The following is a 24,323-nucleotide window of genomic DNA, read 5'->3' as shown; positions in this document are numbered from 1 at the left end:
GACGAGACGCCTGATGAGCAAGATGACCCTGACGCTGGCTTTGGCACTGGCCCTTGCAGCCCCCGTTGCCCTGGCACAGCCCGAGCGCAACCAGAAGATGGACACCTCGCTGCTGCAGCGTCAGGACCTGGCCTACCGCTTCACCCAGCTCGACCTGGACTCGGCCGATGGCCAGCGTCATTACCGTTTGTGGGTCGGTACGCCGAACCGCACGGCGCCAGCATCGGGGTACCCGGTACTGTGGATGCTCGACGGCAATGCTGCGCTCGGCGCGCTGAACAGCCAGCAACTGGCCAAACTTGCCGCCGGTCAGGCGCCCTTGCTGGTGGCCGTGGGGTACCAGACCGAGCAGCGTATCGAGCGGGCGGGGCGGACTTATGACTACACCCCGGCGTTGCCTGGGCAGGCCGAGCAGCGTGACCCGCTGACCGGCCAGCCCAGTGGTGGCGTGGATGCATTTCTGGACCTGCTGACCGAGCGCATGCGGCCGATGGTGGCCGGGCTGGCCCCCATCGACCTGCAGCGACAGACGCTTTGGGGCCATTCCTACGGCGGGCTGGCCGTGCTGCATGCGCTGTTCACCCGGCCCGGGGTGTTCAGCGACTATGCGGCGGCCAGCCCTTCACTGTGGTGGCATGACGGGGCGATCGTGCAGGAGGGGCAGGGCCTTGCGCAACGCTTGGGCAACAGCCCTGCACGGCTGCTGTTGATGCGCGGCAGCGAGGAACCTGCCAACCCCAGGGCGCAGGTAAAGGGCGATGTCGAGAGGCCTGCACGAGAACTGGCGGCAGACCTGGCCAGGGTAAAAGGCCTTCGGGTCCACTTCAAACGGTTCGAAGGACTCGACCATGGGCAAATGCTGGGGGCCTCTTTGAATACGGTGATCGAGCAGCTGGCCAAATAACCGCCTATCCGGCTCCGGCCTGCTGCGCCCTCGTATCATCAGGGATAGGTGTACTTGAGCAGGTACTGGCTCAGGTCGCGGAAGGCATCCCTGGAAATCCTGGGTACCAGGTCGGTGCTACGGCCAAGGGTCTTGCAGCAGGCCATTACCATCTGTTGGCGCACCGGCTCATCAAGCATGCCGGCATGCACGACCTGGAAGAATTGCAGGTAGGCGCCAGAATCGTTGCCTTCAGGGCTACGCCGGATTTCAACCAGTGTGTCGTGGTAAGGCGCCCGGAAAAAGGGCTGGCCATCGTAGTCCGCCTGGGGAGTCAACACACCAGGGGCATCACAGATGCTGTGGCACAGCACCTTGCTCTGCTGATCCGTTTCGAAGCCACGCTCATAAAGCGTGACCTGCGAACCAGGGGCCTGCGTACAAGCGTGTTCGAAAGCGTTCAGGATCTTTTTGGCATTCGCCTGTGAGCTCTGGATCTGCGACAACGCCACGAATCGCTCGATTTCGCCCTTGGCGACGCTCTTCACGCCGCGGTCGAGGGTCGCCCAATGGCTGAATTCCACCTTGCAGGCGATCATGTGAATTTCGAAGCGGTAACCCGCTTTTACGGCCGCAGGCTGGAAGCCGGCGAATGCTGCGTCGTCCAATGCCGTTTCCATGATGATGTTGTAACGGTTGGCGAAAGCGTATTCAAACACCTTGCCGCTCAGTGCCCTGATGAAGGCTTCGGTGTGCTCGTACACGTGCAGCACACCGTGCTCGCTCATTTCGGCGTAGTGCGGGTGCAGCTTGCGAAATTCGGGCAAGTACAGTCGCACATGGTTCGGGTAGCGCTCGCTGGGTAGCAACTGCTTCTCCAGCAAGTAGGTCTTGCCCGACCCTTGGGCACCGGCAACGATCAGCATGTTCGGGGTGGGGTCACTTTCAGGCCCATCAGCTTCGCGCGCTTTGTCGAACAATGCGTGGTCGAGCTGGGCGAAGGCATTATCGACGTCGCTGTCAGTGAACGGGTAAAGCGTGGCCATATCTGCAATCCTCAGGTGTCTGCCCCAAGTGGGCTGCGCGACACTCTAGGAACTACCCGGCGCACTGTGTGGTAGCCAGTTATGGCACTTCTCGCTACCCCTTCACACACACGACCTGGCGCAGGGTATGAACCACCTCTACAAGCGCCTGCTGGGCACGCATCACCGCGTCGATGTCTTTGTACGCCATCGGGATCTCGTCGACGACGTCCTTGTCCTTGCGGCACTCCACATGCGCCGTGGCACGCCGTTGGTCCTCGACGGTAAAGCGGCTTTTGGCCTTGGTCCGGCTCATCACCCGGCCTGCGCCATGGCTGCAGGAACAGAACGACTCCTCGTTGCCCAGCCCACGCACGATGAAGCTCCTGGCCCCCATCGAGCCCGGGATGATGCCCAGTTCCCCCTTCTGTGCCGACACCGCCCCTTTGCGCGTGACCAGCACTTCGCGGCCAAAATGCTGCTCACGCTGCACGTAGTTGTGGTGGCAGTTCACCGCTTCCAGGCTGGCCTCGAACGGTTTGCCCAGCGCCTTGCGAGCAGCGCCGACCACGGCCAGCATCATCAGCTCGCGGTTCTGCCGGGCGTACTCCTGCGCCCACTCCACCGCTTCGACGTAGTCGGCGAAATGGCGGCTGCCTTCTTCGAAGTACGCCAAGTCCTTGTCCGGCAGATTGGCCAGGTGCTGGCGCATGTCGGCCTGGGCCAGTTCGATGAACAGGTTGCCGATGGCATTGCCCACACCGCGCGAGCCGCTGTGCAGCATGAACCAGACGCGGTCGGCCTCATCCAGGCAAACTTCGATGAAGTGGTTGCCGCCGCCCAGGGTGCCCAGGTGGTGGCGGTTATTGGTCTTTTCCAACCGGGGGTATTTATCGGTAATGGCCTTGAACCGCCCGGCCAGCTGGCCCCAGGCCTTGTCCGCCTTGGCCGGCACATCGGCCCAGGCGCCCTGGTCACGTTTGCCGAAGCTCTTGCCATGCGGCACCGCCTGCTCGATGGCACTGCGCAAGCCATGCAGGTTGTCTGGCAGGTCACGGGCGTGCAGCGAGGTGCGCGCGGCGATCATGCCGCAGCCGATGTCCACGCCAACCGCTGCGGGAATGATCGCGCCGACCGTAGGGATCACGCTGCCGATGGTCGAGCCCTTGCCCAGGTGCACGTCGGGCATCACCGCCAGGTGCTTGAAGATGAACGGCATCCTGGCCGTGTTCAGCAGTTGTTGGCGGGCCTCGTCTTCGACCGGCACGCCATCGGTCCACAACTTGATCGGCTTGCCACCGGCGAGCTGCAGAATATCCATGGGCTTGTTCCTCGAATGCATGACGGCATGATACCGCCAAAGGTCGTAGAGCCGTGGGTTGCCAGCGGGGTGGCAAGGTGCGGTATGCTTGGGCGGTCTTCAGGGCGGGGTGAAAGTCCCCACCGGCGGTAAATCGAAAGATGAGCCCGCGAGCGCCCCGGCCATGCCGGGGGTCAGCAGATCTGGTGCAACTCCAGAGCCGACGGTCATAGTCCGGATGAAAGAAGGCGTCAGGCAGGGGCCATCCGGGCGCCCCTGCGCGCGCATTTTGTTCGCCCCGAGACGTTCATCGATCATTCACGAGGAGCGTTTCATGTCCACCCGTAACCATCCGCAATTCCCCGCTGTTTCCGCCGCCATCGCCGCCTTCCAGGCCGGGCGCCCTGTGCTGCTGCTTGACGATGACGACCGCGAGGACGAAGCGGACATCATTGCCGCTGCCGAAAACATTACGCTGCAGACCATGGCCATGATGATTCGCGACTGCAGCGGCATCGTCTGCCTGTGCCTGGACGAAGCCACCGTCGACGCACTGCAACTGGCGCCAATGGTGCAGAACAACCAGGCCCGCCACGGCACCGGATTCACGGTCACCATCGAGGCTGCAGAAGGCATCACCACCGGGGTTTCTGCCCAGGACCGCATCACCACCATTGGCGCAGCACTGCGCTCCAGCGCCGAACAGCGTCATATCGTCAGCCCGGGGCATGTGTTCCCGCTGCGCGCCCGCAATGGCGGGGTGCTGACCCGCCGTGGGCACACCGAAGGCTCGGTGGACCTGGCGCGCCTGGCCGGCCTGCGCCCGGCGGCAGTGCTGTGCGAGCTGATGAACCCCGATGGCAGCATGGCGCGTGGCGAGCAGGTGGCGGTTTATGCGCGGCAGTACAACTTGCCGGTGCTGACCATCGAGGAGCTGGCGCGGTACCGCGAGGCGCTGCTGGAACGGGAAGCAGAGCCGGCCTGATCCTCCGAACAGGGCCGCTTTGCGGCCCTTTTGGGAGCGGCCTGTATCAGCCGGGCAGCTGTCGGAAGTTTGCTCCCCCCGCCCCGCTCTGCTAGTGTCGCGCCGTTCTGAATGCCACCGAGAAAGTCGCCATGGCCCGCAAAAAAGCCTCCCTCGATTTCGAGCAATCCCTCGCAGACCTGCAAGCACTGGTCGAGCGCCTGGAGAACGGCGAGTTGTCGCTGGAAGAGTCGCTGGCCGCCTTCGAGCAAGGCATCGCCCTGACCCGTGATTGCCAGGGTGCCCTGGCCCAGGCCGAACAGAAGGTGCAAATCCTCCTGGAACGCGACGGCGAACTGGCCGCGCAGCCCTTCGACGCGGAGCCGGAAGCATGATCGGCACCTACCAGGCCAGCTGCCAGGCTCGGGTCGACGCCGCCCTCGAACCGCTGTTCGTTGCCCCGTCCAAAGAGCTGGAACGCCTTTACGCCGCCATGCGCTACAGCGTGATGAACGGCGGCAAGCGCGTACGCCCGCTGCTGGCCTACGCGGCCTGCGAAGCCTTGGGCGCCCCGGCCGAACAGGCCAACGGCGCGGCCTGCGCGGTCGAACTGATCCACGCCTACTCGCTGGTGCATGACGACCTGCCAGCCATGGACGACGACGACCTGCGTCGCGGCCAACCCACTACCCACAAAGCATTTGACGAAGCCTGCGCCATCCTCGCTGGCGACGGTTTGCAGAGCCTGGCATTCAGTGCCCTGCTCGACCCTGGCCTGAGCCCGCAGGCCGACGGCATTCGCCTGGCCATGGTCCAGGCCCTGGCCAAGGCTGCCGGCCCGGCAGGCATGGTCGGCGGCCAGGCCATCGACCTCGGTTCGGTAGGCCTGAAGCTGGACCAGCAGGCACTGGAGTTCATGCACCGGCACAAGACCGGCGCACTGATTGAAGCCAGCGTGCGCCTCGGCGCCCTGGCCAGCGCCCGTGCCGAACAGGCGCAGCTGGATGCCTTGCAGGTGTATGCACAGGCCATCGGCCTGGCATTCCAGGTGCAGGACGACATCCTCGACGTGGAAAGCGATACCGCTACCCTGGGCAAACGCCAGGGTGCCGACATAGCGCGTGACAAACCGACCTACCCGGCCCTGCTGGGCCTGGAAGCGGCCAAGGCCTATGCAATCGAACTGCGCGACCAGGCGCTGATCGCACTGCAAGGCTTCGGGGAAACGGCCGAGCCGCTGCGGGCCTTGGCGCGCTACATCGTCGAACGCCGTAACTGATTGATTGGGGCCGCTGCGCGCCCAATGCCGGCAAGCCAGCTCCCACAGGTACCTCGGCGGCCTGTGATCTGTGAAGATCCTGTGGGAGCTGGCTTGCCGGCGATGGGCTACAAAGCAGCCCCGTGCGACACCCGTCTGAATGGGCAGTATTTCCTACAATGGGGTAAACTGCCGCGTCTTCACACACCTATAACGACTCGCCTGATGCCCACGACGTTTCAAGAGATCCCCCGCGAACGCCCGGTCACGCCGTTGCTCGACCGCGCTGACACGCCTGCCGGCCTGCGCCGGCTGGCCGAAGCCGACCTGGAGACCCTGGCCGACGAACTGCGCCAGGAACTGCTCTACACCGTGGGACAGACCGGTGGGCATTTTGGCGCCGGTCTGGGCGTGATCGAGCTGACCATCGCCCTGCACTACGTATTCGACACCCCGGACGACCGGCTGGTGTGGGACGTGGGCCACCAGGCCTACCCGCACAAGATCCTCACCGGGCGCCGTAACCGCATGCTCAGCCTGCGCCAGAAGGACGGCATCGCCGCTTTCCCGCGCCGCAGCGAGAGCGAGTACGACACCTTTGGCGTCGGCCACTCCAGCACCTCGATCAGCGCCGCACTGGGCATGGCCATTGCCGCCCGTCTGCAGAACAGCGCACGCAAGTCGATCGCGGTGATCGGGGACGGGGCGCTGACTGCCGGCATGGCCTTCGAGGCGTTGAACCACGCCCAGGAAGTCAACGCCGACATGCTGGTGATCCTCAACGACAACGACATGTCGATTTCGCGCAATGTCGGCGGCCTGTCCAACTACCTGGCCAAGATCCTCTCCAGCCGCACCTACGCGAGCATGCGCGAAGGCAGCAAGAAGGTGCTGTCGCGCCTGCCAGGCGCCTGGGAAATCGCCCGCCGCACCGAGGAATACGCCAAGGGCATGCTGGTGCCGGGCACGCTGTTCGAAGAACTGGGCTGGAACTACATCGGCCCCATCGACGGCCACGACCTGCCGACCATGATCGCCACCCTGCGCAACATGCGTGACCTGAAGGGCCCGCAGTTCCTGCACGTGGTGACCAAGAAGGGCAAGGGCTTCGCCCCGGCCGAGGCCGACCCGATCGGCTACCACGCCATCACCAAGCTGGAGCCGGCCGACAAGCCTGCCGCGCCGAAGAAAGTCAGCGGCCCGAAATACTCTGCCGTGTTCGGCCAGTGGCTGTGCGACATGGCCGCCGCCGACAACCGCCTGGTGGGCATTACCCCGGCGATGAAGGAAGGCTCCGACCTGGTCGACTTCAGCGAGCGCTACCCGGAACGCTACTTCGACGTGGCGATCGCCGAGCAGCACGCCGTTACCCTGGCGGCCGGCATGGCCTGCGAGGGCAGCAAGCCGGTGGTGGCGATCTACTCCACGTTCCTGCAGCGTGCCTACGACCAGCTGATCCACGACGTGGCCGTGCAGAACCTCGATGTGCTGTTTGCCATCGACCGCGCCGGCCTCGTTGGCGAAGACGGTCCGACCCATGCGGGCAGTTACGACCTGTCGTACCTGCGCTGCATCCCGGGCATGCTGGTGATGACCCCGAGCGACGAGAACGAGCTGCGCAAGATGCTCAGCACCGGCCACCTGTACAACGGCCCGGCAGCCGTGCGCTACCCGCGTGGCACCGGCCCGAATGCGCCGATCAGCGGCGACCTGGAGCCACTGGAAATCGGCAAGGGCGTGGTTCGCCGCCAAGGCGAGAACGTCGCCCTGCTGGTGTTTGGCGTGCAGCTGGCCGAGGCCATGCAGGTGGCCGAGCAGATCAACGCCACAGTGGTTGACATGCGCTTCGTCAAACCGCTGGACGAGGCCTTGGTGCTGGAACTGGCTGGCAGCCACGCGCTGCTGGTGACCATTGAAGAGAACGCCATCATGGGTGGCGCGGGTGCTGCGGTGGGTGAGTTCCTGGCCAGCCAGGCAGTGCTCAAGCCGCTGCTGCACCTGGGCTTGCCCGACATCTACGTCGAGCATGCCAAGCCTGCACAGATGCTGGCTGAGTGCGGGCTGGATGCGGCCGGGATCGAAGCGTCGGTGAAGGCCCGCATGGCCAGGCTCGGCTTGTAACCCCCGGGGCCGCTCTGCGGCCCATCGCGACACAAGGCCGCTCCCACAGCGACCTCACCGCTCCCCAGGCTTGCGCAATACCTGTGGGAGCGGCCTTGTGTCGCGATCGAGGGCGCAGCCCTCGCAAAATGGTACTGCCCATGAAAGCCCCAACTTTTGCCACCCTGCTCTGCCTCCCCCTCCCGCTGCTGGCCGCCGAGCGCGACGACGCCCTCAAGCTCCCCGACGTGCTGATCAGCGCCAGCCGCCAGGTCGAATCGCGCACCGTCACCAGCGCCGCCAATACCGTCTTCACCCGCACCGACATCGACCGCCTGCAACCCACCAGCGTCACCGACCTGCTCAGCCGCGTGCCTGGCGTGCAAGTGGCGCCTACCGGTGGCCGTGGCAGCCTGCCCGGCATCTTCATCCGTGGCACCAAGGCCGCACAAAGCCTGGTACTGGTCGATGGCGTGCGCATCGCCAACGCTACCTCCGGCGACAGCGGCCTGCAGCTTCTCGACGTTGACCAGATCGAGCGGGTGGAAGTGCTGCGTGGCTCGCGTTCGGCGGTGTACGGCAGCGATGCCATTGGCGGGGTAATCCAGATCTTCACCCGGCGCAGCAATGGCCCCGGCCTGCAGCCGCGCCTGCGCATGGCCGCCGGCAGCAACCAGACATTCCAGCGCAGCTTGGGGCTTTCTGGCGGCAACGACGCGACCCGCTTCAACCTCGGCGCCAGCCTGGATGAAACGGCCGGCATCGACTCGACCGGGCCGTCATTCGCCAGCGATGGCGACCACGACGCTTACCGCAACAAGGCATTCAACCTGAGCCTGAGCCACACCTTCAGTGAGCGCTTCGAGGCCGGGCTGAACCTGCTCGACAGCCGTGGCCGCAGTGAGTACGACAACCCGTTCGGCGGCTTCGACCCGGTCACCTTCGAAAGCTTCGGCCAACAGCCCTACACCGATTTCAGCGTCAGCAGCCTGGGCAGCTACTTCGATGCCCAGCTCACCGACGCATGGCATACGCGGCTGGAACTGGCCCACAGCGAGAACCGCGACGACAAGCGCGACAAGCTCAGCGCCGAACGCTTCGTGTTCAATACCTACCGTGATCAGGCCACCTGGCAGAACGACCTGACCCTGGGCGAGCGACACAGCGTGTTGCTGGGTGGCGACTGGTACGAAGACCGCGTGCACGCCAGCACCGACTTCACCGAAGACAGCCGGTGGAACCGCGCCGTCTTCGTCCAGCACCGCTACCAGGGCGAACGGTTTTCCACCGAAGTGGGTGTGCGCCATGACCGTAACCAGCAGTTCGGCGGCCAGACCACCTGGAGCGGCAGCCTGACCGTACCGTTGAACGCACAGAATGATGTGCTGCTGTCCTACAGCGAAGGCTTTCGGGCGCCAACCTTCAACGACCTGTATTACCCTCAGTTCAGCAACCCGGACCTGAACCCCGAGCACTCCAGAAGCTACGAGCTGCAATGGCGCAGCCAGCTGACTGCGGACAGCCGCCTGGAAGCCTCGCTGTACCGCACCGACCTGCGCGATGCGATCGTGTTCGGCCAGGACTCGATACCCCGCAACGTCGCCTCGGCCCGTATCAACGGCTTCGAAATGGCCTTGGCGCAACAATGGGGCGCCTGGCACAGCCAACTGGGCCTGGCACTGATCGACCCTCGTGACCGTGACAGCGGCCACACCCTCGCCCGCCGTGCACGCCGCACGCTGAGCCTGGACCTGGACCGTGAACTCGGGCGTTTCACCGTGGGCGCAGGCTGGCAAGCGGTCAGCGGCAGCTATGACGATGAGGCCAACCGCAACCGCATCGGCGGCTATGGCCTGCTCGGTTTGCGCGGTAGTTGGGCAGCCACTGACGAACTGAAACTGGAAGCGAAGCTGGATAACCTGCTGGACCACACTCACAGCCGTGCCCTGTACAGCTACGAGGGTGCCTACCACCCCTACCGCGAAGAAGGCCGCACGCTGTTGTTCAGCGTTACCTGGACGCCGGCGCTTTAGCCGCGAGCAACGCGCACAAGCGTGCGGTGGCTTCGATCATCTGCCCGCTGGGCCGCTCCAGACCTTTGTCGGGCACCACCAGCAAGCGGCCATCGGCAACCGCACGCAATTGCGGCCAAGCCTTCCAGCTCGCCAGTTGCGCTGGATCGCCAGCCAGGATGACCTGTGGGTTGCGCAGCAGCACAGACTCCACATTCACCTGCGGTGCCGGCTGGTTGAGGTCGGCGAACACATTGCGCGCCCCGCACACTGCCAAGGCATCGCTCACCACCTGCCGGCCACCCAGGGTGTACAAGGGCTGGTCCCATACCTGGTAGAACACCTGCAATGGCTCGTCACGCCGGTACTGCTCACGTAACTGCTGCAGCCGCTCTCGCAGGGCCTGGGCGTACTGATGGCCTTGTTCGGCACGGCCGATACGCTCGGCGATGGCTTCGATCTGGGAAATCAACTGGTCGATATCATGGGGTTCCGCACTGAAGGTGGCGATGCCCAGGCGCTTGAGCTGGTCGCGCTGGGCAGGTGGCACGCTGCCCGGCCAGAGCAGCAACAGCTCGGGGCGCAGGCTGAGCAGGCGCTCCATGTTCAGTTGCCCTTGGCGCCCAACCGAGGGCAGGTCGCGCAGCGCTGCCGGCCGCTCGCCACCGTCGAGCACCCCCACCAGCAGGTCGTCGGCCCGCAGTTCGAGCATGATTTCAGTCATCGAGGGCGCCAGGCTGACCACCCGCAGGGGGTCAGCGGCCAGCGCGGTGCAGGCGAACAGCGCCAGCAGGCCTGGCAGCAGGCGCATCAGCCGAGCTGACGTGGAATGCGATAGAGGTACAGCACCACCACGGTAGACAGTGCCAGCAGGATTTGCGGCACCGCCTCAAGGCCGACCAGCACCGACAGTGCGGCGACCCAGGCCGGGAAGCAGGCGTACAACATGGCCATGCGCCGTACCCCGGCCAGTTCGATCCAGGCAGCGGGCTCTTCGCCCGTGCCGAGCACCTTGGAGGTGGCGATCAGTGCGCGCTTGTAGGCGCCGAAGCGCGGCAGGCTGAGGAACATGGTCGCCGCGCCGGCGATGAACAGCGGCATGGCCAGCACCGGGATCAGCGCGTCACCACCACCAAAGGCCCAGGCCATGACCGGCAGCGGCACCACGCCCATCGCCAGGTACTGCCACCAGGCCAGTGCCAGGCGCCGCTTGACCTCGGCACGGGTCACGCCTGGGGCACCTCACCCTGGTGTTCATTGCCCAGCATGTGGCCGAGTTTGCCGGCCTTGGTCGCCAGGTAGTAACGGTTGTGCGGGTTGTGGCCGGTGTGCAGCGGCACACGTTCGGCAACCACGATATTCATGTCGGTCAGCGCTTTGACCTTGCGCGGGTTATTGGTCATCAGGCGCAGGGCTTTCACACCCAAGTGCTCCAGCATCGGCAAGCAGATGGCGTAGTCGCGCTGGTCGGCGGCAAAGCCCAGGCGTTCATTGGCTTCGACGGTATCGGCGCCACCATCCTGCAGCTCGTAGGCGCGGATCTTGTTCAACAGGCCGATGCCACGGCCTTCCTGACGCAGGTACAGCAGCACCCCACGGCCTTCACGGGCGATAGCCTGCAGCGCGGCTTCCAACTGCGAACCGCAGTCGCACCGCTGGCTGAACAAGGCATCGCCGGTCAGGCACTCGGAGTGCAGGCGCCCCAGCACCGGCTGGCCGTCCGCAATGTCACCCAGGCTGAGCACTACGTGCTCGCGGCCAGTGGCTTCGTCGAGGAAGCCATGCATGGTGAAGGTCGCGAATGGCGTCGGGAGTTTAGAGGCGGCAACAAAGACGACGGGCACGTTGTGCTCCTGGAATAAGTTGGAAATTTCTCGTGGGCCGATTGTATCAGCCGGTTGCAGGCTGTGGGCGGGCTGAATACCGCGGGTTAAGATCGAAAAGTTCGATGCTTAGCAGCGCGGGCTTGGCACGCTCTCTGTGGGAGCGGGTTTACCCGCGAAGCAGACAACGCGGTGCCTGGCACCGGCTCCGCCGGTGTTCGCGGGTAAACCCGCTCCTACAGGGACCGCGCAAACCCTTTGAATGCTAATGCGGGCGGCTATCTGGGCCGAAAGGGTACGGCTGTTTCCAGTGCTCGAAAATCGGCTTCAGCTCGCCGCTGCGCACCAGTTCGTCCATGCGCTTGTCGAACAGGTCACACAGCGCCTTGGCCTGGCCGTTGCGGGCAAACGCCAGGTACAGCGGCAGCTCGGCCACATGGGTACGGCGGAAGCGCTCGGGCTGGGATGACTGGCTCAGGACATAATCGACTTCGGTCTGTGCATCGATGTAGAAGTCCACCCGGTCATGCTCGAGCATCGGCAGAATGCCTTCGCGGCGCTGAATTTCACGGTATTCATGCACATCTGGCAGGTAGCTGCCGTAGTCGTAGCCACGCACCCAGGCCAGGCGATACTTGCCCACATTCTGCGCAGTAGGCACAGGTTTGCTAGCCAGCCCCAGGGCATAGATGTGGTCCATGTCGAAGTGCCAGCGCGGGTACAGGTTGTCGTCGTTCTCTTGCTTGTAAGAGCCCACCCAGGCATCGGCTTCGCCACGCTTTACCAGCCCGACTGCACGGCTATAGGGCGCGCTCTGGGCCACCACCTTGACCCCTGCCGGCTCGAACACCTTGCGCAGCACATCCCAAGCCACCCCGGTACCGTCAGCGTTGGTGTAATCGAGCCACTCTTCACTGACCAGATGGATCTGCTTCGGCACGCCTTCAGCAGCTGCCACCCATGGGGCAACGCTCAGCAGCACTGCCAACAGCAACGTCCTTATGGCCATTCAAGCGCTCCCTGTTCAGGCAACCGCCCACACCAGAACCTGCATGCCCAGCCAAGCAAACACGCCGGCCAGGATATCGTCGAGCATGATGCCGACGCCCCCGTGCACATGGCGGTCGATCCAGCGGATCGGCCAGGGTTTGAGGATGTCGAAGAAGCGGAACATCAGGAACCCTGCCAGCAGCCACTGCCAGCCTTCTGGCACCAGCCAGAGGGTGATCCACATGCCGACGATCTCATCCCAGACAATGCCTTCATGGTCGTGTACGCGCAAGTCATTGGCGACTTTGCCGCACAACCAGAAGCCAAACAGCATGCTCACGCCCAGCACCAGCCAGTAGCCCCAGTCAGGCAACAGCTGCCACAACGGAATGAACGGGATGGCCACCAGCGAGCCCCAGGTGCCTGGGGCCTTGGGCAAGGTACCGGAACCGAAGCCAAAAGCGATGAAGTGCCACGGGTTGCGCCAGACCGAAGGCGGAACGAACTCCGCAGGCACCTGATTGGGGTGATCGGTCACGGTGTCTCCCTAAAATGTTGATAGCCCCGCTGAACGGGGGTGATGTCCCGACCCTGTGCGTCGCGCAAGGTGACACCCTGCCCTTCGAGCACACGGCCAATGGTATGTACCTCGACCATGCCGAGGTCAGCCAGGAGCGCCAGCGCCTCAGGCGGCAGCGTGAAAGCGAGCACGTAGTCGTCGCCACCGGCCAGGGCTGCCTGTACTGCCGCTTCGCGCCCCAGGAACGCCTCTACAGCAGGAGACACTGGCACCTGGGCCAGGTTCACCTCCAGCGCAACGCCGGACGCCTTGGCGATGTGCCCGCAATCAGCGAGCAGGCCGTCGGAGATGTCCAGCGCCGCCGTGGCCCGGCCACGCAGCAGCGTGCCGAGGGTGAGCTGCGGCATTGGCGACCAGTAATGGGCCAGCAGCGGCTCGGCCTGTTCGGCAGGCGCCTCGCGTTCGCCCAGCACCAGCGGCAGCGCGCCGGCCGCCTTGCCCAGCACACCGCCGACGCACAGCAGGTCGCCTGGCCGTGCACCGCTACGGCGCAACGCCTGGCCTGCCGGCACGCGGCCAAACACTGTGACGGTGATGCTCAGCGGGCCCCGGGTGGTGTCACCCCCGATCAGGCTCATGCGGCAACGGTGGGCCATGCGGCTGAGGCCGTCGGCATACGCCGCCAGCCAGTCAGGGCCAACGTCCGGCAGGGTCAGGGCGAGGGTAAAGCCGATCGCAGTCGCGCCCATGGCGGCCAGGTCACTGGCGGCCACGGCCAACGAACGCTGGCCAAGCAGCAGCGGATCGCAAACAGCGGGAAAATGCACCCCGGCGACCAGGGTGTCGGTCGACACCGCCAGTTGCTCACCGGGGGGAAGGGCTAGCAGGGCGCAGTCGTCGCCAATACCCAGGGCCACGCCCTCGCCGCCCTGCGCACAAGGCGCGGCGGCGAAGTAATGGTTGATCAGCTCGAACTCACCCATGGCTCTACAGCGCCAGAATCAGCGCTTGTTCGCCTTGACTTCGGCTTCACGCAGCGACGGCGCCAGCTTGTCTAGCACGCCGTTGACGAACTTGTGGCCGTCGGTGGCACCGAAGACCTTGGCCAGCTCGACACCTTCGTTGATCACCACGCGGTACGGTACGTCGACGCGCTTGATGAACTCCCAGGTGGACAGGCGCAGCACAGCCAGCTCGACCGGGTCGAGCTCTTCCAGCGTTATGGTCATGCAAGGCGCCAGCGCCTTGTCGATTTCGCCCTTGATTGCCGGAACCCCATGCAGGATTTCACGGAAATAAGCACCGTCGACGTCGGTGAAATCGTTATCCACCCGGAACTGCGCTTCGATCTCGTTCAGCGAATGCTGCGCCATGTGCCACTGGTACAGTGCCTGGGTCGCGAGCTTGCGGGCTTCGCGGCGCTTGGCGCTTTTCGAGGGCTTGCCGGCATCCGCAGGTTTTGGATCGCGCGGGTTGAAACGATCGCTTTCGTCGCTAATCACTTGGCCTCCAACTGCGCCAGCAGGCTGACCATTTCCAGTGCGGACAGGGCAGCTTCAGCACCTTTGTTGCCGGCTTTGGTGCCGGAACGCTCGATGGCTTGTTCGATGGAGTCGACGGTCAGTACGCCGAAGGCCACCGGAACACCGAACTCCATGGACACCTGGGCCAGGCCCTTGGTGCATTCGCCCGCCACGTATTCGAAGTGCGGGGTACCGCCACGGATCACGGCGCCCAGGGCGATGATCGCGTCGTAGGCGCCTTGCTGGGCGACCTTCTGTGCTACCAGCGGGATTTCAAATGCGCCCGGGGCACGGATGATGGTGATGTCGCTTTCGCTGACACCGTGGCGTACCAGGGCATCAACGGCACCGCTTACCAGGCTTTCAACGACGAAGCTGTTGAAGCGGCCAACCACCAAAGCATAGCGACCTTTGGGGGCGATGAAGGTACCTTCGATGGTCTTCAGGGTCATTCCGATATTCTCATCTTCAAGAGCGAGGCCGCATACAAGCGGCCTCGACAGGGGTCTGGACTCGAGCAGAGGGCGTCAATGCCGCCTCAAGTCACTCGGAGGGCACGTATTCTACAACTTCCAGATCGAATCCGGATATCGCGTTGAACTTCATCGGCGAACTCATCAGGCGCATCTTGCGCACACCAAGGTCGCGCAGGATCTGCGAACCGGCACCCACGGTGCTGTAGGTGGTCGGTGCCTTGGCCGGTGCATCGCCTGCGCTTTCGCGGATGTGCGCCAGCAGCACGTCGCCATCCAGCGGGTGGCCCAGCAGCAGTACCACGCCGCTGCCGGCTTCGGCCACGGCGGCCATGGCAGCACGCAGGCTCCAGCGGCCTGGCTGCTTGACCAGCAGCAGGTCGCGCAGCGGGTCCATGTTGTGCACACGCACCAGGGTCGGCTCTTCGGCGCAGATCTTGCCCAGGGTCAGGGCCAGGTGCACGTCGCCTTCCACCGCGTCGCGGTAGGTGACCAGGTTGAACTCGCCCAGCTCGCTTTCCACCGGCTGCTCGGACACACGCTGCACGGTGCGCTCGTGGATCATGCGGTAGTGGATCAGGTCGGCAATGGTGCCGATCTTCAGGCCGTGCTCGGCGGCGAACACTTCCAGCTCGGCGCGGCGCGACATGGTGCCGTCGTCGTTCATCACTTCGCAGATCACGCCGCTTGGCTCGAAACCGGCCATGCGCGCCAGGTCGCAGGCAGCTTCGGTGTGGCCGGCGCGGGCCAGGGTACCGCCGGGCTGGGCCATCAGCGGGAAGATGTGGCCAGGGCTGACGATGTCTTCGGCCTTGGCATCCTTGGCGGCAGCGGCCTGAACCGTGCGTGCACGGTCGGCGGCGGAGATGCCGGTGGTGACACCTTCGGCGGCTTCGATCGACACGGTGAACTTGGTGCCGAAGCCCGAGCCGTTGCGCGGCGCCATCAGCGGCAGCTTCAGCGTTTCGCAACGCTCACGGGTCATCGGCATGCAGATCAGGCCACGGGCGTGCTTGGCCATGAAATTGATGTGCTCGGGCAGGCAGCATTCGGCTGCCATGATGATATCGCCTTCGTTCTCGCGGTCTTCGTCATCCATGAGGATGACCATTTTGCCCTGGCGGATGTCTTCGACCAGTTCTTCGATGCTGTTGAGCGCCACGCGGCACCCCCTTCTCAATCAGGATTTCAAGAAGCCGTTGGCGGCCAGGAAGCTTTCGGTAATGCCACTGCCCTTGCTCGGTTCGGCAGCCTTGTCACCCAGCAGCAAGCGCTCCAGATAACGGGCCAGCAGGTCGACCTCAAGGTTTACCCGACGCCCTGCGCGGTAGTCGGCCATGATGGTTTCGGACAGGGTGTGCGGGACAATGGTCAGCTCGAACTCGGCGCCATTGACCTCATTGACCGTCAGGCTGGTGCCGTCGACGGTGATCGAACCCTTGTGGGCGATGTACTTGGCCAGCTCCTTGGGTGCACGCACACGGAACTGGATGGCGCGGGCGTTATCGCTGCGCGAGATGATTTCGCCGACGCCGTCGACATGGCCGCTGACCAGGTGCCCACCCAGGCGGGTGGTGGGGGTCAGGGCTTTCTCCAGGTTGACCTTGCTGCCGCTCTTGAGGTCAATGAACGCGGTGCGTTTGAGGGTTTCGACGCTGACGTCGGCCCAGAAGCCATTGCCCGGCAGTTCGACGGCGGTCAGGCATACCCCGTTGACGGCGATGCTGTCGCCCAGCTTGACGTCACCCAGATCGAGCTTGCCGGTTTCGACGTAGACGCGCACGTCACCACCCTTGGGGGTGAGGCTGCGGATGGTGCCGATGGATTCGATGATGCCGGTAAACATGGGGTCTTCCTCAAAAACGGTTTGCACGGGGCAAGCCCGGCATTATACGCCGGGTGCCGGCAGGGGGATGGCTGTGACCCGCCAGTCATCGCCCACTGCGCGCATTTCGGTAATTTTCAATCGCGGCGCTTCGCTCATCTTGTCCAGCGGCCAGTCCAGCAACGGGCGGGCCTGGGAGCCGAGGAAGGTGCCGGCAACGAACAGCTGATATTCGTCGACCAGGCCTTGGCGGGCAAAGGCACCGACCAGGCCGGCACCGGCTTCCAGCAGGATTTCGTTGACGCCGCGGGCGGCCAGGGCCTGCAGCAGCGCCGGCAGGTCGACCTGACCATTGTCACCTGGCAGGTTCAACAATTCGTGGCCGGCAGCGGCATAGCGCGGGTCATCTGCGACAGCGGTCACCACCAGTGCCGGGCCGGCCTTGAAGAACGGCGCATCCAGTGGCAGGCGCAGGCGGCCATCGACCAGTACGCGCAGCGGCGTACGGCTGAGAGCCAGGGCTGTGGTTTCGGCATCCAGGCCCAGCTCGGCGCCACGCACGGTCATGCGGGCGTTGTCGGCCAGCACGCTGGCAGCGCTGGTCAGCACCACGCTGGAGCGGGCGCGCAGGCGCTGTACCGCCGAACGTGCAGCCGGGCCGGTAATCCACTGGCTTTCGCCACTGGCCATGGCGGTGCGGCCGTCCAGGCTCATGGCCAACTTGGCGCGCACGAACGGCAGACCAGTTTCCATGCGCTTGAGAAAGCCCGGGTTGAGTGCGCGGGCCTCGGCTTCGAGCACGCCACTGGCCACCTCGATACCGGCCTCGGCGAGGCGCCGCAGGCCTTGCCCCGCCACTTGCGGGTTAGGGTCCTGCATGGCTGCCACAACCCGCGCCACACCGGCCTTGACCAGCGCCTCGGCACACGGCGGCGTGCGCCCATGGTGGCTGCACGGCTCAAGGGTAACGTAGGCACAGGCGCCACGGGCACGCTCACCGGCCTGGCGCAGGGCATGCACTTCGGCATGCGGCTCGCCGGCGCGCACGTGCCAACCTTCGCCGACCACTTCGCCATCACGTACGATCACGCAGCCTACGCGCGGGTTGGGGTGGGTGGTATACAGGCCCTTGCGCGCCAGCTCCAGCGCGCGGGCCATGTAGTGGGCGTCAAGGATGGCGGCTTGGCTGGGCATGTTCACTCTTTGGCTGGCTCACGGGCCAGGCGGTCGATTTCTTCGCGGAACTCGTCCAGGTCCTGGAAGCGCCGGTACACCGAGGCAAAGCGGATATAAGCCACCTCGTCGAGCTTGCGCAGCTCGGCCATGACCATTTCACCCACCACCAGCGATTTGACTTCGCGCTCGCCAGTGGCACGCAGGCGGCTCTTGATGTGGGCCAGCGCCGCTTCCAGACGCTCGACGCTGACCGGGCGCTTTTCCAGGGCCCGTTGCATGCCGGCGCGCAGCTTGTCTTCGTCGAAAGGCTGGCGCGTGCCGTCCTGCTTGATCAGCCGGGGCAGCACCAGTTCGGCGGTTTCGAAGGTGGTGAAGCGCTCGCCACAGGCCACGCATTCGCGGCGGCGGCGCACCTGCTCGCCCTCGGCAACGAGGCGAGAGTCGATGACCTTGGTGTCGTTGGCACCGCAAAAGGGACAGTGCATGGTGGCAGGCAACAAAAAAAGGGAGGGCCATGGTAGCGCATTGCACTGGCAAGACAAGCCAAAGGGGTTAACATCCATGGGAAATCTGCCCGTTAAGGACTCCCCCATGCACTACCGAGCGCTCGTCGTGCTGTGCTGCGCCGCCCTGCTCGCCGCTTGCGGCAGCGACAGGCCGAAGACCGATACACCCCCGGCGCCCACGCCAACCCGCTCGGCCAAACCGGCCGAAGTATTGGGCCCGTTGCCGGCCTACCAGCGTGAACTGAGCGGCACCTTGCTGGAAATCCCGGCCGGTGCCGACGTGGAACTGGCCTTGCTGGTCATCGACGAACGCGACCGCCCGCAACGCCTGCTGGCCAGCAGCAACCTGACCGGCACCGGGCAAGCGTTGCCCTACCACCTTCGCTTCAACCCCGAAGCCTTCCCGGCCGGCGCGCGGGTCGAGCTACGTGGCCGCGCCAGCCGTTCCGGCCAGTTGATCATGCACCTGCCGCCGGTACGTATCAGCCAGGCCCAGACCCAGGCCACCGGCCCGCTGCGTTTCGAGAAGGCACCTTAAGTGGCGCCACTGGCCCTGCAACAGGCTCTCAGCGGCCTGATCGGCGAAGCGCGCCTGATCGTCAGCGAGCTGCCCGGCTGTGACTTGAAGCTGTGGTTGATCGACGACCAGAACATGGACCGCGCCTTCAGCAGCGACGAAACCCGGCGCATTCTTGACGAGCCGCCCTACTGGAGCTTTTGCTGGGCCAGTGGCCTGGCCATGGCCCGGTACCTGGCCGAACGCCCGGAATGGGTGGCCGGCAAGCGCGTGCTGGACTTTGGCGCCGGCTCCGGTATCGCCGGCATTGCCGCCGCGCGCGCCGGGGCACTGGAAGTGGTGGCCTGCGACCTTGACCCGCTGGCCCTCCATGCCTGCCGCGCCAATGCCGCGCTGAACGGGGTAGAGCTCAGTTACAGCAGCGACTTCTTTGCCGAGGACGACCGCTTCGACCTGATCCTGGTTGCCGATGTGCTGTACGACCGCGCCAACCTGCCGCTGCTGGATGCCTTCCTCAGCCGCGGCCGCCAGGCGCTGGTGGCCGACTCGCGGGTACGCGACTTCAGCCACCCGCTGTACCAGCAGTTGGGCGTGCTCGAAGCACTGACCCTGCCGGACCTGGCCGAGCCACACGAATTCCGCAGGGTCAGCCTGTACCACGCCAGCCGCGACGCCTTATAGTGGTGCCATTCACGAGTTAGCGAGAGTCGCGATGACCCAAGACACGCCTTACATTTTCGACGCTACCGATGCCACCTTTCAGCAACTGGTGATCGAGAACTCTTTCCACAAGCCGGTGCTGGTGGACTTCTGGGCCGAGTGGTGTGCGCCGTGCAAGGCACTGATGCCGTTGCTGGCCAAGATCACCGAAGGTTACCAGGGCGAGTTGCTGCTGGCCAAGATCAACTGCGACGTGGAGCAACAGGTGGTTGCCCAGTTCGGTATCCGCAGCCTGCCGACCGTGGTGCTGTTCAAGGACGGCCAGCCGGTGGACGGTTTTGCCGGGGCTCAGCCGGAATCGGCGATTCGCGCCATGCTCGAGCCACACGTGCAGATGCCCGCCGCACCCACCGCTTCGCCACTGGAGCAGGCCAAGGCACTGTTTGCCGAAAGCCGCTTTGCCGAAGCCGAAGCGCTGTTGCAGGCGCTGCTGGGTGAAGACAACAGCAATGCCGAGGCGTTGATCCTGTACGCCCGCTGCCTGGCCGAGCGCGGTGAACTGGGCGAGGCCCAGGTGGTGCTGGATGCGGTCAAGACCGACGAGCACAAAGCTGCGCTGGCCGGTGCCAAGGCCCAGCTGACCTTCCTGCGCCAGGCGGCCAGCCTGCCGGAAGTGGCCGACCTGAAAAGCCGCCTGGCGCAGAACCCGCAGGATGACGAGGCGGCTTATCAGCTGAGCATTCAGCAGCTGGCGCGCCAGCAGTACGAGGCGGCGCTGGATGGGCTGCTGAAGCTGTTCCAGCGTAACCGTGGCTACGAGAACGGGCTGCCGCAGAAGGCGTTGCTGCAGGTGTTCGAGTTGCTGGGTGGGGATCATCCGCTGGTTGGCGTTTATCGCCGCAAGCTGTCGGCGGCGATGTTCTGAGAATGCCGGGGGCCGCTTTGCGGCCCATTCGCAGCACAAGGCTGCTCCTACAGGGACCGTACGAAACCACGGCCACCTGATCCTTGCAGGAGCAGCCTTGTGCAGCGAACGGGCTGCAAAGCAGCCCTAAATTCCTGGCCCTCTCACCCAACCCAGTGATAGACCGGCGCATCCACGCCACTTTCCACCTTCACCTCACTGCTGTGCCGCAAGCGCACCAGCAGCCGCTTGCCCGCCGCCGTGCTTCCCGCCAGCCCTTCCAGCCGGTCCAGCAACTCCGGCCCGCTCATCTGCCCGGCAACGCGCAACACTTCACGCGCTGCGGACCATTGCCCGTCATCATGGCGCGGTGCCGCAACAGTAGCCGTCGCAGCACCCTGTACCACAACAGGCACCTCGATTTGCTTACCCAGTTGCGCCCACTCTTCAGGCGCCAGCTCGATGGTCAGGTCCACCGGCCAGTCACCAATCTGTCCACGAATTCTCATGATGCATTCCTTGAGCCCAGGTCAATGCAGCCATGCTACCGCAACATGAAACCTTAGCCACGCAGGCTGGCGGCGCGCAGAAAAGTTGTTATAACATAACCCAATCTTCCAGCCCGCCCCGGAGTCGTCCATGCGTCGCCTGCTGCTCGCCCTGCCCTTCGCCTTGCTGCCACTGGCCGTGGCCCATGCCCACGATGACCATGATCATGACCACGGCACGCTCGGCACCCACGAGCATGGCGTGGCCAAGCTCAACGTCGTGCTTGATGACAACACCCTGGAGCTGGAGCTGGACAGCCCGGCAATGAACCTGGTGGGCTTCGAGCATGCCGCCAGCAGCGATGCAGACAAGGCCAAGGTCGCCGCCGTGCGCCAGCAACTCGAACAACCCCTCAAGCTGTTCGGCCTTTCTGCAGCAGCAAACTGCAAGGAAGAACAACAGGAGCTGGAAAGCCCGCTGTTCGGTGATGCCCTGAAAGCCGACGACGAGGGTGACGAGCACGCGCATGGCCACCAGCACAGCGACATTGGTGCCCATTACCAGCTCACCTGCGCCAACCCTGACAAACTGGCACAGGTGGACCTGGCGCCCTTGTTCAAGGCCTTCCCGGCCACCCAGAAAATCAACGTGCAACTGATCGGCCCCAACGGCCAGAAAGGCGTGGAAACCACGCCGGCCAAGGCAGCGGTCGCCTTCTGAATGAGCCAGCCGTTGATCGAATTGCATGACCTGGTGTTCGGCTGGCCAGGTCAGCCGCCGTTGCTGGATATTCCGGCATTCCACCTGGACGCGGGTGAAGCCCTGTTCCTCAAGGGCCCCAGCGGCAGTGGCAAGACCACCTTGCTGGGCCTGCTCGGCGGGGTGAACGTGCCGGCCCAGGGCCGCATCCAGTTGCTTGGCCAGGACCTCGGCAAATTGGGCCAGGGCGCCCGCGACCGCTTTCGGGTCGATCACACCGGTTACATCTTCCAGCAGTTCAACCTGCTGCCGTTTCTCTCTGTACGTGAAAACGTCGAGCTGCCCTGCCGCTTCTCGCACAGCCGCAAGGCCCGCGCCGAGCAGCGCCATGGCAGTGTCGACCAGGCGGCCGGCACGCTGCTGGCCCACCTGGGCCTGGGCGACCCCGCCCTGCTCGCCCGCCGCGCCGACAGCCTGTCGATCGGCCAGCAACAGCGGGTCGCCGCCGCACGCGCCCTGATCGGCCAGCCAGAACTGGTGATTGCCGACGAACCGACCTCGGCGCTGGATGCCGACACACGCGAAGCGTTCATCCGCCTGCTGTTCGATGAATGCCGCGCAGCCGGTGCCAGCCTGCTGTTCGTCAGCCACGACCAGAGCCTGGCACCACTGTTCGACCGTCACCTTTCCCTGGCCGACCTCAACCGCGCCGCCAAGCCCCGGGAGGCCTGATGTACCTGCTCCGCCTTGCCCTGGCCAGCCTGGCCAACCGCCGCTTCACCGCCTTTCTCACCGCCTTCGCCATCGCCCTGTCAGTGTGCCTGCTGCTGGCGGTGGAACGTGTTCGCACAGAAGCGCGCGCCAGCTTCGCCAGCACCATCAGCGGCACCGACCTGATCGTCGGCGCCCGCTCCGGTTCGGTGAACCTGCTGCTGTATTCGGTGTTCCGCATTGGCAACGCTACCAACAACATCCGCTGGGACAGCTTCCAGCACTATGCACAGGACCCCCGCGTGAAGTGGGCGATCCCGATCTCGCTGGGCGACTCGCACCGCGGCTACCGAGTGATGGGCACCACGACGGATTACTTCAGCCATTACCAGTACGGCCGCCGCCAGCATCTGGAACTGAGCCAGGGGCGTGAGTTTGCCAGCGACCCGTTCGAGGTGGTGCTCGGCGCCGAAGTGGCCGAGGCGTTGCACTACAAACTGGGTGACAAGCTGGTGCTGGCCCACGGCGTGGCAGCCATCAGCCTGGTCAAGCATGACGACAAGCCGTTCACCGTGGTCGGTGTGCTCAAGCGCACCGGCACACCGGTCGACCGCACACTGCATATCGGCCTGGGCGGTATGGAGGCCATCCATATCGACTGGCACAACGGCGTACCGGCCCGAGGCGCCGGGCGCATCAGCGCCGAGCAGGCACGCACGATGGACCTGCAACCTGCCGCCATTACCGCGTTCATGCTGGGCCTGAACAACAAGATCGCGACCTTCAGCCTGCAGCGCGAGATCAACGAGTACCGCAGCGAGCCGTTGCTGGCAATCCTGCCAGGCGTGGCCCTGCAAGAGCTGTGGAGCCTGATGGGCACGGCGGAACAAGCGTTGTTCGTGGTGTCGCTGTTCGTGGTGCTGACCGGCTTGATCGGCATGCTGACGGCGATTCTCACCAGCCTCAACGAGCGCCGCCGGGAGATGGCGATCCTCCGTTCGGTCGGGGCCAGGCCGTGGCATATCGCGGGGCTGCTGGTACTGGAGGCGCTGTCACTGGCGGCGGTCGGGATCGTGGCCGGGCTTGGCTTGCTGTATGCGGGGATTGCCCTGGCGCAGGGGTACGTGCAGGCCAACTATGGCTTGTATCTGCCACTGGCCCTGCCGAGTGCTCATGAATGGACCTTGCTGGCTATCATCCTGGGGGCGGCGTTGCTGATGGGCAGCGTGCCGGCGTGGCGGGCCTATCGGCAGTCGCTGGCCGATGGCCTGTCCATACACCTCTGAGTGCGCGTAATGATCAGACACCTCACCGCCTGCTTCGCGGGCACGCCCGCTCCCACAGGGAGCCCCGCAGGCTTCGAACCTTGTGCAGGACCTGTGAGAGCGGGCATGCCCGCGCAGAGGCCGGCAATGCGCATGCTGCTGGCCCTGCTGTTGCTGGTAGCAATGCCTCTATGGGCCGCCGAACCCAAGGAGCTGGACTGGCCGGCCCTGATCCCCGAAGGCGCCCCGGTCATCCCGCCGCAACTGACGCCGCTGCACGACATGTCACAGCTCAGCAACGCCCTGTCTGCCGAGTCCGCGCCAGCCGCGCGCCAGCAAGCCCCCGATGCCCCAGTCGTGAGAGGCCTCGACGGCCAGCAGGTCAAGCTGCCGGGCTACATCGTGCCGCTGGAGGTAAGCGAAGAAGGCCGCACCACCGAGTTCCTGCTGGTCCCTTACTACGGTGCGTGCATCCACGTGCCACCCCCGCCGTCGAACCAGATCGTGCACATTTTCAGCGAGATGGGCGTGCGCGTCGAAGACCTCTACCAGCCGTACTGGATCGAGGGAAAGATGCAAGTTAGAGCCTCCAGCAGCGAACTGGCCGACGCCGGCTACCAGATGGAAGCCGAGAAAATATACGTTTATGACCTGAGATGAGAACTGTTTCGAATTCGTGAAGACGCTTCTTTGAGCTGGG

The 24,323-nt window shown here is 64.8% G+C and carries 28 protein-coding genes and 1 riboswitch; of the genes, 13 read left to right on the top strand and 15 right to left on the bottom strand.

Going from position 1 to position 24,323, the window contains the following annotated elements; all coding sequences use genetic code 11:
• Positions 1–13: 13 nt before the first annotated feature.
• A complete protein-coding gene (locus tag SB756_RS25595) occupies positions 14–904 on the top strand; it encodes an alpha/beta hydrolase (RefSeq protein WP_410912404.1) in 891 nt (296 codons plus the stop codon).
• Positions 905–942: 38 nt separating this feature from the next.
• Here the strand turns inward: SB756_RS25595 and SB756_RS25590 are convergent, their stop codons facing one another.
• On the bottom strand, positions 943–1,929 hold the full coding sequence (locus tag SB756_RS25590) for a zeta toxin family protein (protein ID WP_341797443.1): 987 nt from the start codon (positions 1,927–1,929) through the stop codon (positions 943–945).
• Positions 1,930–2,023: 94 nt separating this feature from the next.
• A complete protein-coding gene (locus SB756_RS25585; protein ID WP_410912402.1) occupies positions 2,024–3,250 on the bottom strand; it encodes an RtcB family protein in 1,227 nt (408 codons plus the stop codon).
• Between the two features lie 70 nt (positions 3,251–3,320).
• Positions 3,321–3,462: riboswitch (FMN riboswitch) on the top strand.
• Positions 3,463–3,542: 80 nt separating this feature from the next.
• Between SB756_RS25585 and ribB the strand changes: the two genes are divergently transcribed.
• The 5 genes from ribB (at position 3,543) to SB756_RS25560 (ending at position 9,563) form a co-directional block, all read left to right on the top strand.
• Positions 3,543–4,193 (top strand): 3,4-dihydroxy-2-butanone-4-phosphate synthase, encoded by a 651-nt coding sequence (gene ribB, locus SB756_RS25580; protein WP_341797442.1) that lies wholly within the window; start codon positions 3,543–3,545, stop codon positions 4,191–4,193.
• 131 nt (positions 4,194–4,324) lie between these two features.
• Positions 4,325–4,567: an exodeoxyribonuclease VII small subunit gene (locus tag SB756_RS25575; RefSeq protein WP_003255380.1), complete on the top strand. Its 243-nt coding sequence runs from the start codon at positions 4,325–4,327 to the stop codon at positions 4,565–4,567.
• Positions 4,564–5,451 (top strand): (2E,6E)-farnesyl diphosphate synthase, encoded by an 888-nt coding sequence (gene ispA, locus SB756_RS25570; RefSeq protein ID WP_016497789.1) that lies wholly within the window; start codon positions 4,564–4,566, stop codon positions 5,449–5,451. Before SB756_RS25575 ends, ispA begins: the two co-directional genes overlap by 4 nt.
• A 204-nt stretch (positions 5,452–5,655) precedes the next feature.
• Entirely contained in the window at positions 5,656–7,551 is a 1,896-nt protein-coding gene (gene dxs, locus SB756_RS25565) for a 1-deoxy-D-xylulose-5-phosphate synthase (protein WP_410912400.1), read from the top strand.
• Positions 7,552–7,691: 140 nt separating this feature from the next.
• Positions 7,692–9,563: a TonB-dependent receptor domain-containing protein gene (locus SB756_RS25560; RefSeq protein WP_410912398.1), complete on the top strand. Its 1,872-nt coding sequence runs from the start codon at positions 7,692–7,694 to the stop codon at positions 9,561–9,563.
• Here the strand turns inward: SB756_RS25560 and SB756_RS25555 are convergent.
• From SB756_RS25555 to nrdR, 12 genes are all read right to left on the bottom strand, one after another.
• Positions 9,541–10,353 carry a cobalamin-binding protein gene (locus SB756_RS25555; protein ID WP_410912396.1) on the bottom strand — a complete coding sequence of 271 codons (813 nt, stop codon included), beginning with the start codon at positions 10,351–10,353 and terminating at the stop codon, positions 9,541–9,543. The two genes, SB756_RS25560 and SB756_RS25555, sit on opposite strands and share 23 nt — an antisense overlap.
• The gene (locus SB756_RS25550) at positions 10,353–10,772 is read right to left on the bottom strand and encodes an MFS transporter (protein ID WP_410912394.1); all 420 of its coding nucleotides are present in this window, start codon (positions 10,770–10,772) and stop codon (positions 10,353–10,355) included. Before SB756_RS25550 ends, SB756_RS25555 begins: the two co-directional genes overlap by 1 nt.
• The gene (gene ribA, locus SB756_RS25545) at positions 10,769–11,386 is read right to left on the bottom strand and encodes a GTP cyclohydrolase II (protein WP_016484701.1); all 618 of its coding nucleotides are present in this window, start codon (positions 11,384–11,386) and stop codon (positions 10,769–10,771) included. The genes SB756_RS25550 and ribA overlap by 4 nt, the downstream gene beginning before the upstream one ends.
• A gap of 244 nt (positions 11,387–11,630) precedes the next feature.
• Positions 11,631–12,374 (bottom strand): substrate-binding periplasmic protein, encoded by a 744-nt coding sequence (locus SB756_RS25540; protein WP_341797439.1) that lies wholly within the window; start codon positions 12,372–12,374, stop codon positions 11,631–11,633.
• 15 nt (positions 12,375–12,389) lie between these two features.
• The gene (locus tag SB756_RS25535; RefSeq protein WP_410912392.1) at positions 12,390–12,893 is read right to left on the bottom strand and encodes a phosphatidylglycerophosphatase A; all 504 of its coding nucleotides are present in this window, start codon (positions 12,891–12,893) and stop codon (positions 12,390–12,392) included.
• Positions 12,890–13,858: a thiamine-phosphate kinase gene (gene thiL / locus SB756_RS25530; RefSeq protein WP_410912390.1), complete on the bottom strand. Its 969-nt coding sequence runs from the start codon at positions 13,856–13,858 to the stop codon at positions 12,890–12,892. The genes SB756_RS25535 and thiL overlap by 4 nt, the downstream gene beginning before the upstream one ends.
• Before the next feature lie 18 nt (positions 13,859–13,876).
• Complete coding sequence (gene nusB, locus SB756_RS25525; RefSeq protein ID WP_410912388.1) at positions 13,877–14,377, bottom strand: transcription antitermination factor NusB; 501 nt, start codon at positions 14,375–14,377, stop codon at positions 13,877–13,879.
• Complete coding sequence (gene ribE, locus SB756_RS25520; RefSeq protein WP_003255395.1) at positions 14,374–14,850, bottom strand: 6,7-dimethyl-8-ribityllumazine synthase; 477 nt, start codon at positions 14,848–14,850, stop codon at positions 14,374–14,376. The genes nusB and ribE overlap by 4 nt, the downstream gene beginning before the upstream one ends.
• Before the next feature lie 91 nt (positions 14,851–14,941).
• Entirely contained in the window at positions 14,942–16,033 is a 1,092-nt protein-coding gene (gene ribBA / locus SB756_RS25515) for a bifunctional 3,4-dihydroxy-2-butanone-4-phosphate synthase/GTP cyclohydrolase II (protein WP_016497781.1), read from the bottom strand.
• Between the two features lie 18 nt (positions 16,034–16,051).
• Complete coding sequence (locus SB756_RS25510; RefSeq protein ID WP_016497780.1) at positions 16,052–16,717, bottom strand: riboflavin synthase; 666 nt, start codon at positions 16,715–16,717, stop codon at positions 16,052–16,054.
• Positions 16,718–16,759: 42 nt separating this feature from the next.
• Complete coding sequence (ribD, locus tag SB756_RS25505) at positions 16,760–17,890, bottom strand: bifunctional diaminohydroxyphosphoribosylaminopyrimidine deaminase/5-amino-6-(5-phosphoribosylamino)uracil reductase RibD (protein ID WP_410912386.1); 1,131 nt, start codon at positions 17,888–17,890, stop codon at positions 16,760–16,762.
• Between the two features lie 2 nt (positions 17,891–17,892).
• Entirely contained in the window at positions 17,893–18,357 is a 465-nt protein-coding gene (gene nrdR, locus SB756_RS25500) for a transcriptional regulator NrdR (protein ID WP_009685710.1), read from the bottom strand.
• 106 nt (positions 18,358–18,463) lie between these two features.
• On the opposite strand from nrdR, the gene SB756_RS25495 reads away from it, so the two are divergent.
• Genes SB756_RS25495 through trxA form a run of 3 tightly spaced genes read left to right on the top strand, consistent with a single transcriptional unit; the run spans position 18,464 to position 20,480 of the window.
• The gene (locus SB756_RS25495) at positions 18,464–18,916 is read left to right on the top strand and encodes a YbaY family lipoprotein (protein WP_016497778.1); all 453 of its coding nucleotides are present in this window, start codon (positions 18,464–18,466) and stop codon (positions 18,914–18,916) included.
• Positions 18,917–19,576, top strand: coding sequence for a class I SAM-dependent methyltransferase (locus SB756_RS25490; protein WP_341797436.1), 660 nt, complete (start codon positions 18,917–18,919; stop codon positions 19,574–19,576).
• Between the two features lie 31 nt (positions 19,577–19,607).
• Positions 19,608–20,480 carry a thioredoxin gene (gene trxA / locus SB756_RS25485; RefSeq protein ID WP_016497776.1) on the top strand — a complete coding sequence of 291 codons (873 nt, stop codon included), beginning with the start codon at positions 19,608–19,610 and terminating at the stop codon, positions 20,478–20,480.
• Between the two features lie 143 nt (positions 20,481–20,623).
• Here the strand turns inward: trxA and SB756_RS25480 are convergent, their stop codons facing one another.
• Complete coding sequence (locus SB756_RS25480) at positions 20,624–20,968, bottom strand: hypothetical protein (protein ID WP_410912383.1); 345 nt, start codon at positions 20,966–20,968, stop codon at positions 20,624–20,626.
• Positions 20,969–21,098: 130 nt separating this feature from the next.
• On the opposite strand from SB756_RS25480, the gene SB756_RS25475 reads away from it, so the two are divergent.
• The 4 genes from SB756_RS25475 (at position 21,099) to SB756_RS25460 (ending at position 24,283) form a co-directional block, all read left to right on the top strand.
• Positions 21,099–21,668: a DUF2796 domain-containing protein gene (locus SB756_RS25475; protein WP_410912381.1), complete on the top strand. Its 570-nt coding sequence runs from the start codon at positions 21,099–21,101 to the stop codon at positions 21,666–21,668.
• Complete coding sequence (locus tag SB756_RS25470; RefSeq protein WP_016497772.1) at positions 21,669–22,379, top strand: ABC transporter ATP-binding protein; 711 nt, start codon at positions 21,669–21,671, stop codon at positions 22,377–22,379.
• On the top strand, positions 22,379–23,644 hold the full coding sequence (locus SB756_RS25465; RefSeq protein WP_341797434.1) for an ABC transporter permease: 1,266 nt from the start codon (positions 22,379–22,381) through the stop codon (positions 23,642–23,644). The genes SB756_RS25470 and SB756_RS25465 overlap by 1 nt, the downstream gene beginning before the upstream one ends.
• Positions 23,645–23,770: 126 nt before the next feature.
• Positions 23,771–24,283 carry a DUF3299 domain-containing protein gene (locus SB756_RS25460; protein WP_410912378.1) on the top strand — a complete coding sequence of 171 codons (513 nt, stop codon included), beginning with the start codon at positions 23,771–23,773 and terminating at the stop codon, positions 24,281–24,283.
• Positions 24,284–24,323 lie beyond the last annotated feature (40 nt).

The sequence above is a fragment of the Pseudomonas sp. SIMBA_068 genome, from assembly GCF_046534705.1.
In the GTDB taxonomy this organism is placed as follows: domain Bacteria; phylum Pseudomonadota; class Gammaproteobacteria; order Pseudomonadales; family Pseudomonadaceae; genus Aquipseudomonas; species Aquipseudomonas putida.
Note: the sequence above shows the minus strand (reverse complement) of the source record. Positions and strands in the feature narration are given on the sequence as shown.